At 47.6% G+C, this 10,833-nt stretch carries 11 protein-coding genes and 1 pseudogene; 5 read left to right on the forward strand and 7 right to left on the reverse strand.

Going from position 1 to position 10,833, the window contains the following annotated elements; all coding sequences use genetic code 11:
- The first annotated feature begins 208 nt into the window (after positions 1–208).
- Both argS and IXB50_RS17255 read left to right on the forward strand, forming a co-directional pair.
- Positions 209–1,963, forward strand: a complete 1,755-nt coding sequence (gene argS / locus IXB50_RS17250; protein WP_215610233.1) for an arginine--tRNA ligase — start codon at positions 209–211, stop codon at positions 1,961–1,963.
- Positions 1,964–2,177: 214 nt separating this feature from the next.
- Positions 2,178–2,837 (forward strand): hypothetical protein, encoded by a 660-nt coding sequence (locus IXB50_RS17255; RefSeq protein ID WP_215610234.1) that lies wholly within the window; start codon positions 2,178–2,180, stop codon positions 2,835–2,837.
- 147 nt (positions 2,838–2,984) lie between these two features.
- On the opposite strand, the gene IXB50_RS17260 is transcribed toward IXB50_RS17255, so the two are convergent.
- Together IXB50_RS17260 and IXB50_RS17265 are read right to left on the reverse strand one after the other, a co-directional pair.
- A complete protein-coding gene (locus IXB50_RS17260; protein ID WP_215610235.1) occupies positions 2,985–3,353 on the reverse strand; it encodes a ribonuclease toxin HepT-like protein in 369 nt (122 codons plus the stop codon).
- The gene (locus tag IXB50_RS17265; protein WP_246564637.1) at positions 3,350–3,820 is read right to left on the reverse strand and encodes a nucleotidyltransferase family protein; all 471 of its coding nucleotides are present in this window, start codon (positions 3,818–3,820) and stop codon (positions 3,350–3,352) included. The genes IXB50_RS17260 and IXB50_RS17265 overlap by 4 nt, the downstream gene beginning before the upstream one ends.
- A 41-nt stretch (positions 3,821–3,861) precedes the next feature.
- On the opposite strand from IXB50_RS17265, the gene IXB50_RS17270 reads away from it, so the two are divergent.
- A complete protein-coding gene (locus tag IXB50_RS17270) occupies positions 3,862–4,293 on the forward strand; it encodes a hypothetical protein (RefSeq protein ID WP_215610236.1) in 432 nt (143 codons plus the stop codon).
- Positions 4,294–4,466: 173 nt separating this feature from the next.
- Here the strand turns inward: IXB50_RS17270 and IXB50_RS17275 are convergent, their stop codons facing one another.
- From IXB50_RS17275 to IXB50_RS17290, 5 genes and pseudogenes are all read right to left on the reverse strand, one after another.
- The gene (locus IXB50_RS17275; protein WP_215610237.1) at positions 4,467–4,877 is read right to left on the reverse strand and encodes a VOC family protein; all 411 of its coding nucleotides are present in this window, start codon (positions 4,875–4,877) and stop codon (positions 4,467–4,469) included.
- A gap of 326 nt (positions 4,878–5,203) precedes the next feature.
- Positions 5,204–5,662: a cupin domain-containing protein gene (locus tag IXB50_RS17280; RefSeq protein ID WP_215610238.1), complete on the reverse strand. Its 459-nt coding sequence runs from the start codon at positions 5,660–5,662 to the stop codon at positions 5,204–5,206.
- A 187-nt stretch (positions 5,663–5,849) separates the two neighbouring features.
- Complete coding sequence (locus IXB50_RS17285) at positions 5,850–5,969, reverse strand: DNA glycosylase AlkZ-like family protein (RefSeq protein WP_246564640.1); 120 nt, start codon at positions 5,967–5,969, stop codon at positions 5,850–5,852.
- A gap of 190 nt (positions 5,970–6,159) precedes the next feature.
- Positions 6,160–6,285: pseudogene (locus IXB50_RS22860) on the reverse strand (type II toxin-antitoxin system VapC family toxin); the annotation flags it as partial.
- 106 nt (positions 6,286–6,391) lie between these two features.
- A complete protein-coding gene (locus IXB50_RS17290; RefSeq protein WP_215610239.1) occupies positions 6,392–8,014 on the reverse strand; it encodes an NAD(P)/FAD-dependent oxidoreductase in 1,623 nt (540 codons plus the stop codon).
- Between the two features lie 170 nt (positions 8,015–8,184).
- Here IXB50_RS17290 and IXB50_RS17295 point away from each other — a divergent pair, with 170 nt between their 5' ends.
- Together IXB50_RS17295 and IXB50_RS17300 are read left to right on the forward strand one after the other, a co-directional pair.
- Complete coding sequence (locus IXB50_RS17295; RefSeq protein WP_215610240.1) at positions 8,185–9,138, forward strand: homocysteine S-methyltransferase family protein; 954 nt, start codon at positions 8,185–8,187, stop codon at positions 9,136–9,138.
- A gap of 81 nt (positions 9,139–9,219) precedes the next feature.
- On the forward strand, positions 9,220–10,761 hold the full coding sequence (locus tag IXB50_RS17300; protein WP_215610241.1) for a hypothetical protein: 1,542 nt from the start codon (positions 9,220–9,222) through the stop codon (positions 10,759–10,761).
- Positions 10,762–10,833 lie beyond the last annotated feature (72 nt).

Raw genomic sequence — 10,833 nt, forward strand, 5'->3', positions numbered from 1 at the left:
AAGGTCGATGCATTGACGGCTAAGGCACAGTCAAAGGCCATCCCCAATCTATTTTGGGTTACAGACCAATCGTTACCTAGGTAAAACCATAGGGACATCACCCATCTGGGTGAATGGGACACAGTTTTTTTTGGCTCTCCATGGATGATATAGCGCAATGTGTAAGGGGAGTTGATAGGCTATAGGTTGCTTGCTTTCATTGGTGTCCATGCTATCCACCCTCGACGATCTAAAACAACGCCTGCAAACAGCCCTGGTGAATGCGTTTGGCCCCGATTTGGAGGGTACAGACCCGGTGCTGGTGGCGACGAATAATCCTAAGTTTGGTGACTATCAGGCGAATGTGGCCATGTCCCTGGCCAAGCGATTGAAGGAGAAGCCACGTGCGATCGCAACCAAAATCGTCGACCACCTCACCATCGATGACCTCTGCGAACCACCACAAATCGCTGGCCCTGGCTTCATCAACCTCAAATTCAAAACCGACTATCTGCAAGCACAGCTCAAAGCCATTTACTCAGACGATCGTCTAGGTGTCCCCACAGCCACACCAGCCCAGCGAACCATCGTCGATTTCTCCAGTCCTAACATCGCCAAAGAAATGCACGTGGGTCACCTGCGCTCCACCATCATCGGAGAGTGCATCGCCCGCACCTTAGAATTTCTCGGCCACGATGTCCTCCGTCTAAATCATGTCGGCGACTGGGGCACCCAGTTTGGCATGTTGATCACTCATCTGCGGGATGTCTGTCCTGAGGCCATTACCGAGTCATCCTCGGTCGATATTGGTGACCTGGTGGAGTTTTATAAGCAAGCCAAACAGCGCTTTGACGAGGAGGAGGAGTTTAAAACCACATCCCGCGAAGCCGTTGTTGACCTCCAGTCTGGCGATGAAAGCGCCCGTAAAGCCTGGCAGCTCCTTTGTGAACAATCTCGAAAAGAGTTTCAAAAGATTTATGATCGCCTCGACATTACGATTCAAGAGCGGGGAGAATCCTTTTATAATCCCTTACTCGAAGATGTCGCCAAAGATCTTACATCCCTGGGATTGTTAGAAGAAGACCAGGGTGCCCAGGTTGTTTTTCTAGAAGGGTTTACCAACAAAGACGGGAATCCTCAGCCGCTGATTGTGCAAAAGTCTGACGGCGGCTTTAACTATGCCACCACCGACCTTGCCGCTATTCGACAACGCACCGTCGACGAAAAAGCCCAGCGAGTGATTTACATTACCGATGCAGGTCAGGCGAACCATTTTGCGCAAGTCTTCCAGGTGGCCAATCGCGCCCATTGGATCCCTGATGGCGTTGAGCTAGTACATGTCCCCTTTGGTCTGGTCAAAGGAGAAGACGGCAAAAAACTCAAAACCCGTTCTGGTGAAACCGTTAAGCTCAAGTCCCTACTTGATGAAGCTGTCACCGGAGCAGAAAAAGATTTACAAACACGAATTGCTGATGAAAGTCGAGAGGAATCGGCAGAGTTTGTCCAGGAGGTGTCTACGGCTGTGGGCATCAGTGCCGTTAAATATGCCGACCTCAGTCAAAATCGCACCAGTGACTACGTCTTTAGTTTTGACAAGATGTTGGCTCTCCAAGGTAATACAGCCCCTTACATGCTGTACGCCTATGTGCGAGTCCAGGGCATTAGCCGCAAAGGCAACATCGACTTTTCCCAGCTCGGCGATGCAGCCATTTTGCTAGAGGATGATTCAGAACTAGCACTGGCCAAACACCTGCTCGCACTCGACACCACCATCATGGAAGTAGCGCGGGATCTATACCCCAATCGGCTATGCCAGTATTTATTTGAACTAAGCCAAAAGTTCAATCAGTTTTACGACCGTTGCTCAGTTCTCCAAGCAGAGGAACCTCAACGGACATCGCGTTTGATGCTGTGCGATCTAACCGCTCGTACCCTACAACTGGGCCTATCGTTACTGGGTATTCCAGTCCTAGAACGCATGTAGGCAGATTAGCATCCCAAAAAACGCTGGTTGCACGATTTAAAGATTGGTCTGATCAGGGCAGGCAATGGCACCCATGCCCACCTAGCTCGATAGCCAGTGTAGGAACTGGCACACTCATATTCAGAGAGGTACGGTACCTGATTCTGTATTTTTTGGCTATGGTAGGCAAAATACCTATCTATAATTGGCCAGCTAAACGGGCTCCTGAACTTCTATGAAAATTCTTACTTCCCTGCGCCAATTGCGCACGCGCCCTGTCATGGCGATTTGGAAAAAATCCCTGGGACGCTTGCTCAATTACTACGATACTAAGCGGGGAAGTTTAATCAGCTTTTTTCCCAAATTATTTATCTTTTTTACGCTGCTCAATATGAGCTGCTATTGGCTGGCACTGCTCACCGCTTTTCCCCACGAAGCATTTGGGGATGAACGCATACATTATTTTTTGCTCCAGTTTCCAGTAGGCATATTGGGAGCATTATTTGATAGCCTGTCGTTTTTTATTACGGTTTGGATTGCTAAACGGGCTTTAAAAACGACTTCACTGGCCAGCTATATCGCTCACCTCAGTGTTGATGTGGTAATTGCTATTGTTGCCACATGGTGGGTATTATTTGTTTTCTCATTCTCTGGCTGGCTGATCAGCATCATTCAACATTCACCAGAGTCTCTAGCTACACGAGCGGATGTGTACGAATCTCGCGTAGTTGCAGCTGTGCAAAATCCCACCAACAAACACAATCTCAAAAATATCTACTTTGGTATTGTTGTCGGTATTTCAGCTATGCTGCCAACGTTTACTCATCTATTCCTATCGGTACAGGCAATCGGTATTTACTTACGAAAGTATGCCCAGCGTTGGCGACTGGGTTAGAAATCATCACAGATAAGTTTATCTCTCTTTTCTACGGTTGTTATAACGCCGATGCTCGTAAGAATTCTGCAAACGCAGATATCTCCAGATTAACCTGTTGAAAGATAGGTGTTATAAGTTGAACGGTCTGTCCCAGACGGGCATCATCTATTTCAAATGGATATATATGACTACAACATGTCGGGCTCCACGTAAGGGACTCAGAGCATGAAAACTATGGTCAGAAATAACAGCAGGTCGTCTTCCCGGAATCTCAGCTGCCATTTGTTTAAGTAGTCCTTGGTGCCAATTGCTATCGGATGAACAGCTACCGTCAATGCCCTTAGCAATCAGCACAAATATATTTTCTAGGCCATTGTAAACAGCCTGAATATTGAGCGCTACGCTATCCAAAAATAGTTCATTTTTTGACGTCTGAAAGCTTTGCCACGCTTTAAGTAAACGTTGAAGACAAAGTTCTATCTTACTCAACTCATCCTGAATTCTGTCCGCCAATCGTTGCAGCGACTGTGTCATACCTCAATGCCTTCTTCCTCAATATTTTGGAGGAGTTTTGGACGGCAAATTGCAGGATCCACTAAATCGACCCTAAAATCAGGGGTGAATTCATCAACAGCCAAAACCGCCAGAAAGTATTTATCAATGGGAATATCCCAAGCAGCAATATCAATATCAGAGTCTAGGGAAAAGTAATCTACATTAATTGCCGATCCAAAGACCTTGATTGTAGTTGCACCAAAGTCTTCACGCAGTAACTTTACTAACTGAGGAATCAGCTCCCATGCAGCATGCCAACGATCTCTCGTTTCAGGGGTAGCCGTTCGCACTGGTGGCGAATATTGCTTCCATTCTTCAGGGCTTAGCTCTAGTGCTGTCTTGGCCATCAGACCACTCTCCACCAGGATTCCTCCAACATCATTATTGTAATTCCTACTGACATGAATCTGATTTACCTCAAGTACTGATTTTACTTGAAGTACCATGTATGCTTTAGCAGCAAACTATATCTGAGGAGCATCATCCAATGCAGCGCATTGCTCTATTGTCCAGCCTAATATTGGCAACCAGCATCAGTACGGCTATGCCGACTATGGCACAAGTAACTGCTAGCGAAAAACAGAACTCAGCCAATGAGAGTGCTTGCATTGCTACCACGCCAGCCGAGCAAATAGCCCTTAATGCTGCCAAAAATGAAGCGCGCCAAATAGCAGAGTTAACCAATGGTGGACTGTCTGCGTATCGAGCTGAAGCGGCTATGCATGGAGCTGCGATCGCATCCCCTTGTGAAATGCTAGGACCCGCAATGTGGCAATTCACCATTCGCGGTGGCGAGCCAACGGCAGTGGCACTAGAAGAAGAATATACTATCCTCAGCGTTGTTACGGTAGAAGGTACAGGTCGAGATCGCAATGTCACCCTAAACTACAACGGCCCCATCGAAGAGTATGTCCAGTAGTGGCTACTCACTGAGTTCTACTGAAACATGACACACTCAAGGCGCTCATTTTGTCGAAGCACTTCTGATTAAAGCACTTCGACAAAAGCTTTGACCCTGCCCATATCAGGATACAAATACTGAATAGTGGCGGGGTTTCAGCGATATTGTCAGTACTAAAAACCAAAGCTCTATCACATCGGTTTATCGCAATTAATCATCCACGGAATGCCAAATTGATCCTCAAGCACGCCAAACTTCTCTGCCCAAAAAGTCTCCTGAATCGGCATTACCACCTTTCCATTCTCTGCTAAAGCATTAAACGCCCGTTCAGCCTCGACCGGATCCTCAATCCCAATCATCAGAGAAGTCCCTTTCGCTGCTTCATACTTACCCGGCATACAGTCAGAGCCCATCAAAACGAACTCACCCAACTTAAACTCACCATGCATGACCTTATTCCCCCATTCCGCAGAAACCTCTGCTTCCATAGGTGAACCTTTATAAGGCATCATCGATTCGATCTTGCCACCCAGACACTGTTCATAAAACTTGAAAGCAGTTTCACAACAACCATTAAAAGAGAGATAGGGACTCAATTTCATAGCAATCTCCTTAAGCATGTTTGAAAATAACAACAGGCTAAGTCAAAAAGTATTGAAGTCAATCAGAAGCACTTGATCACCAATATAGTTCAAATGTACTAAAGTCTCCAGTTTTCTTAGTCAAAGAAATTTATCTTAAAACTCCGCATGGGGTTGAGGTGTTGCACCACACAATCGCTAAACTAGCCTAAGCAATCCGTCATGGTGGCAATCATTGGCTGTGATGGTCAATATGGGTGAGGCTAACTTTAGGGACTTTACCTCGTGCCAGTCCATCAATATCAGGAGCCATCCAATTTTCACAACTGTTTTCTAGATCAGCAGCATTACCTGACCTGAATCAACTTAGACAAACCTGGATCTATCTTGAGTAATGTTTGAGCAATATCTGACTCTGGCACAATCAACTCAAAGTCTTCAAACTCAAACCCAGGCGCAACAGAACAACCCACCAGGACACGATCTTTTATAGGAACCGCCGCCTGCCAATAGCCTGCTGGAATCACATGGCAGAAATTCATTAACTTGGCCGACAGTTCAATAGACTCAATCGTGGAGGAACTCCCGTCCCATTGGTACAGGTATAACCCTTCTCCCTGATAGAGATTCCACACTTCATCATTGCTGACACGATGAAAACGGCTGACCTCATGAGGTTCCAAGGAAAAGTAAATATGGGTAAGAGCTGTCCTCGTTTTATCATCGATCGATACCTGACTCATCGAGCGATAAACTTCAAGATAGCGCCCACCTTCGGGATGTTTTAGCAGATCAGAATATTTCATGGGATTAGCAGAGGATGATGTTTGGCATGCCATACCCTAGGCTAGTCGTTACAGACCATATTTCATCTCGATTAGAGCTAAAGATTTTCGATAGTTCTCATTCTGATATAGATTCATTCACATCTTGCAAAATTTGGCGATACAAATCTGCATGAACTCCCTAATAGTTAGCACTCTCCTGGGATTGTTAGGTTTCTGTTCGACGTTTGGACTCAGGCACATAGCACTCAATTAGATAGTCAAATCCAAACAGCGCCTTCATGCGATTACGTTGAATGACAAGATTATCGAATAGAGTATTTTCCATGCAATCACCGTGCATCATCCGCTCATATTCATTACCGCCATGTCCGCCATGGAGCCCAAGAACGTTTTCTTACCATTTGCGGCTTGAAGGTACAATCATGCACAGTAATTAACGGTTGAGTTTTCATCTTTTCAGATGCACTTTAGGATGATTATCTTGTTGCGGTATAACGCCTAAATTGAGCCATGAATTATTCTCCTAGCAACTCGTATGGGGTACAAATCAGCAGTAACTGAAATCCAAAATCAAGACTGATCTCAGCGAGCTTAGTCTGAATTTGAGCGTTAGCTATATGCTTACAACTCCAGGTTAGGATCAAGAATTAAATAGTTTATTCAACTTGTGTTGATTGAGTCTTCGCCTTTCCACTGAGAAGTCCTATGTTTATGACATTCGGGATGACATCTTGTTCATCATCCATATCACCCCACTAAACAAGACACTTTTTCCACAATACTCAGAGCAACAGCTTCAGCGACTTTGAGACCATCCACACCAGCCGAGAGAATACCACCTGCGTATCCTGCACCTTCCCCGGCAGGATACAATCCCTGAGTATTTAGACTTTGAAAATCCTCTCCTCGCTTAATGCGAATCGGCGACGACGTGCGCGTCTCTACACCAGTAAGAACAGCATCATGCATCGCAAATCCTGGAATCTTTTTATCAAAAACAGGTAACGCTTCGCGAATCGCCTCAATGGCATAGTCCGGTAAACTCGGACTCAGGTCACAGAGATGCACTCCAGGACGATAGCTAGGTTTAACGCTCCCCAACTGTTGAGAGGGTTGACCAACCAAAAAGTCTCCCACCAGCTGACCAGGAGCTTCATAGGTGCCACCTCCTAGCTCAAAGGCACGCGCTTCTAACTCTCGCTGCAGTGCAATTCCTGCCAGAGGACCATCCGGATAATCGGCTTCAGGGGTGATACCAACCACTATTCCACTATTAGCATTCTTGCCACTGCGCTCATACTGGCTCATACCGTTGGTAACAACTCGACCCGTTTCTGACGTCGCGGCAACAACCTGACCACCAGGACACATGCAAAAGCTATAGACCGAGCGACCATTGTTGCAATGATGCACCAGCTTATAGTCAGCAGCGCCCAAAATCGGATGACCAGCTTGTTCACCAAAGCGACATTCGTCGATCAAGGGCTGGGGGTGCTCCACGCGAAAACCAATGGAGAAAGGCTTTGGTTCTATATACACACCGCGACGATGGAGCATCTCGAAGGTGTCGCGAGCACTATGGCCCACGGACAGAACCACATGGTCAGTGCGAATGTAATCACCATTGGCCAGCATCACTCCCCGCACCTGACGGTCTGCAATATCAATGTCATCCACACGGGTTTCAAACCGGACATCTCCCTCAAAAGAGAGAATTGTATTACGTAAGTTCTCCACAATTTTGACCAGACGGTAGGTGCCAATGTGGGGTTTATTAATGAACAGAATCTCCGGCACAGCACCAGCGTTGACTAGCTCATGCAACACTTTTCGACCGTGGTGATTGGTGTCTTTGATCCGGCTATACAGCTTGCCATCAGAGAAAGTGCCTGCCCCCCCTTCGCCAAACTGCGCATTGGACTCGGGCTTGAATTTGCGCTTACTCCAAAAGCCAAAGGTATCGACGGAGCGTTCATGGACCGCTTTGCCCCGCTCCAGAATGATGGGCTTAAAGCCCATTTGGGCCAGCAACAGACCGGCAAACATACCGCAGGGACCATTACCAATCACGACAGGTCGATGTTCTACAGCCTTGGGTGCTTCTGCTACATAGTGATAGCTGGTATCGGGGGTAGGCTTGACATGGGGATCTTTCTTAAAGCGATGCAGCAGTTGCTTTTGTTTCGGTAGCTCCACATCAACGATGTACACCAATCGAATGTCGTCTCGTTTGCGGGCGTCATAGCTGCGTTTAAAGACGGTGTAGTTGTTAATATCAGCTGCCTTGAGTCGCAATTTTTTGAGGACAGCGGCGTGCAAATCCTCGTCCGTATGATCGAGGGGCAGCTTAATTTCGGAAAGGCGCAGCATGAAAAGCAATGGGCATGGGTCACTGCCTATTTTGCCACGGTTGTCTGGGGATGGCGCTTTGATCGGCGCTAGGGCGGTGATGAATATCACAGGCCACGCTTAGGAATTGCGATGGGCGATTTGTATCAAATCAAACGCAATCGTTCACACACACTTAAGGAACACAGACCATGGCTTACTACCGACATCAGCTGCCACAGCTGTCTGACAGTATTTTTATTACGGATGGTGGCTTAGAAACTGTCATGCTGTTTCAGCAGGGCTGGGATTTGCCGGACTTTGCAGCGTTTACCTTGATGGACCGCCCCTTGGGGACCGAAGCGCTCCATAACTATTTCAATACCTACGGCACATTGGCTAAAACCTATGGCATGGGTCTTGTGTTAGAAAGTCCGACATGGCGGGCCAGTGCCGATTGGGGCAGTCGGCAGGGTTATGATGCGGCCAGGCTGGCAGATGTGAACCGACGCGCGATCGCACTCCTCCAACTCACCCAGACTACCTACGACAGCCCACACACCCCTATCGTCATCAGCGGCTGCATCGGCCCTCGAGGCGACGGCTATAGTCCTAACGATCTGATGGATGCAGAAACTGCTGAGCAATACCACCAGGCCCAGATCAACGCATTCCAAAACACCGCAGCTGATCTGGTCTCCGCCATCACCATGACCTACCCAGAAGAAGCCATCGGTATCACCCGCGCCGCCAGCAAGGTTCAAATGCCCGTTGTCATTTCTTTCACCGTTGAAACCGACGGCAAACTACCCAACGGCACCAGCCTAAAAGAGGCTATCCGCATCGTTGATACAGCCACCGATAGCGCCCCAGCCTACTACATGATCAACTGCGCTCACCCCATCCACTTTGACCGCGCCATCCTCAACCAAGGCCCTTGGGTAGAGCGTATTCGGGGTATCCGAGCCAATGCCTCCATGATGAGCCACGCTGAGCTAGACGAGGCCGAAACCCTAGATGACGGCAACCCTCAGGATCTAGGCGAACGGTTCTATCTGCTCCGGAGACAGCTGCCCCACCTGAATGTACTGGGAGGTTGCTGCGGCACCGACCATCGACACATTGAAGCCATTTGTAAGACCTGTAGTCCCGTTTTAGCTGAGTAAATTAGCTCAGGAAAACTAACCCAGGTTCGGGCACCAGCAAACATGATAGACATTTAGAAGTTTGCTATTTACCAGCCGCCCGTGTTCCTTCAGAACCTAAAATCCTTAACCCATCGTCACTGGCTAGAGATTTTTTCCCTGCTGGGCGTTGGATTAGGGATTTTAATTAGATTGGTGCAGTACCTGAGCAATCGCTCCCTCTGGTTTGACGAAGTGGCCATCGGGCTCAATCTACTAGACCGCAGTTATCTAGAACTGCTCAATGCACTGGATCACAATCAGGCGGCTCCCCCCCTATTTCTCTGGATTGAGAAATTTGCCATGGATACCCTAGGGAGTCACGAATACTCTCTGCGCCTGTTTCCCCTCATCGGTGGCCTATTATCCCTGGGACTGTTCTATCGATTGACGCAGCAGTTTACCCAAGGATGGGCCAGACCCATTGTCATACTGCTGTTTTCAGTACAGGGCTACATTGCCTATTTTGCCAGTGAAACAAAACCCTATAGCTGGGATGTCGCCAGCGGGTTGTTGCTATTTATGGCCATATCTAAGCTGGCCACCGCTAAACCTAGCCTAAAACAGTCTTTATCAGCAGGAATATTAGGCATCGTCAGCATCTGGCTATCATTCCCTAGCATTTTTGTGATCGCAGGTGTAGAAGGAGCCAATATCGTCAAACTACGGTTGTGGCATACACCCTGGCAAACCCTAAAAGATTTTTGCCTCAGACGGTTACCGCTGTATAGTGCATGGTTCCTTAGTTTTTGTGGCCTATATTTTCTCGTTATTCGTAAAGCCCTGACAGGAACAGGACTCTCCGATAGCTGGGCGGGTCGTTATCCCAATAATGTCTGGGATATAGCGTGGTTATTGGACTCCTTTGGTCGCTTTTTCTATCGCCCCCTCGGCTTTGCTGGACCAGCAGATGGCGTTGCCATGGTGGCCTTTATTACCGGTTGTGTTTTGTTATACCGCACGGCAAAACTACGTCTGCTCTACCTCAGTAGCCCGTTGCTGATTACCCTGCTGGCCGCCTATCTGCATAAATATCCATTCCGAGAGAGACTAATCTTATTTTTGGCCCCATTTGCCCTAATTCCTTTGGCAGAAGGTATTGTTTTTTGGTTGGCGAGGTGGAAAAAGAAACCTAGGGTGCTGGGGATTGTCGGCCTGATCATGGCTGTGATGCTGGTATTCATACCCACCCGAAAAGGTCTTCACGGTATGATAGATCCTATAAGTTTGCACTTTGATCACGTGAGACCGACTATCCAATACATAGATACTCACTGGCAAGCAGGCGATAAGCTCTATGTTTTGCCAGGGGCACAGTTTCAGTTTGAGTTCTACAACCGTCGTTTTGAGCTGCCTGCATCTGACATTGTTCTCAGTCAGCTGAGCAATATCGGTATTTGGAAAATATCGGACGCTGATTTAGAACAACACTATCAAGAATTACGGGCTCTAAAAGCCACAGAGCTGCAGGATCAAAAAAGAGTGTGGGTTCTCTTGGCACGGAAAAAACCAAAGTCAGAAGAGGCGATCGTAGAACAGCTAAATAGTCTTGGTACCCAGGTAGAAAGAAAACAATATCCGGGTGCTATGGTGGGATTATCTTAGATCTTGCAGTTTCTTACGTCAGTCTCACGCTGAGATAGGCACCCGTCCGATATTGACCGAGATTCCCAACTT

The sequence above is a fragment of the Leptothoe spongobia TAU-MAC 1115 genome (assembly GCF_018739885.1).
Taxonomy (GTDB): Bacteria; Cyanobacteriota; Cyanobacteriia; order Phormidesmidales; family Phormidesmidaceae; genus Leptothoe; species Leptothoe spongobia.

Bases quoted from the DNA above. Each gene is read 5' to 3' on its own strand.
- argS (WP_215610233.1), top strand. From the start codon at position 209: ATGCTATCCACCCTCGACGATCTAAAACAACGCCTGCAAACAGCCCTG.
- IXB50_RS17255 (WP_215610234.1), top strand. From the start codon at position 2,178: ATGAAAATTCTTACTTCCCTGCGCCAATTGCGCACGCGCCCTGTCATG.
- IXB50_RS17260 (WP_215610235.1), bottom strand. From the start codon at position 3,353: ATGACACAGTCGCTGCAACGATTGGCGGACAGAATTCAGGATGAGTTG.
- IXB50_RS17265 (WP_246564637.1), bottom strand. From the start codon at position 3,820: ATGGTACTTCAAGTAAAATCAGTACTTGAGGTAAATCAGATTCATGTC.
- IXB50_RS17270 (WP_215610236.1), top strand. From the start codon at position 3,862: ATGCAGCGCATTGCTCTATTGTCCAGCCTAATATTGGCAACCAGCATC.
- IXB50_RS17275 (WP_215610237.1), bottom strand. From the start codon at position 4,877: ATGAAATTGAGTCCCTATCTCTCTTTTAATGGTTGTTGTGAAACTGCT.
- IXB50_RS17280 (WP_215610238.1), bottom strand. From the start codon at position 5,662: ATGAAATATTCTGATCTGCTAAAACATCCCGAAGGTGGGCGCTATCTT.
- IXB50_RS17285 (WP_246564640.1), bottom strand. From the start codon at position 5,969: ATGGAAAATACTCTATTCGATAATCTTGTCATTCAACGTAATCGCATG.
- IXB50_RS17290 (WP_215610239.1), bottom strand. From the start codon at position 8,014: ATGCTGCGCCTTTCCGAAATTAAGCTGCCCCTCGATCATACGGACGAG.
- IXB50_RS17295 (WP_215610240.1), top strand. From the start codon at position 8,185: ATGGCTTACTACCGACATCAGCTGCCACAGCTGTCTGACAGTATTTTT.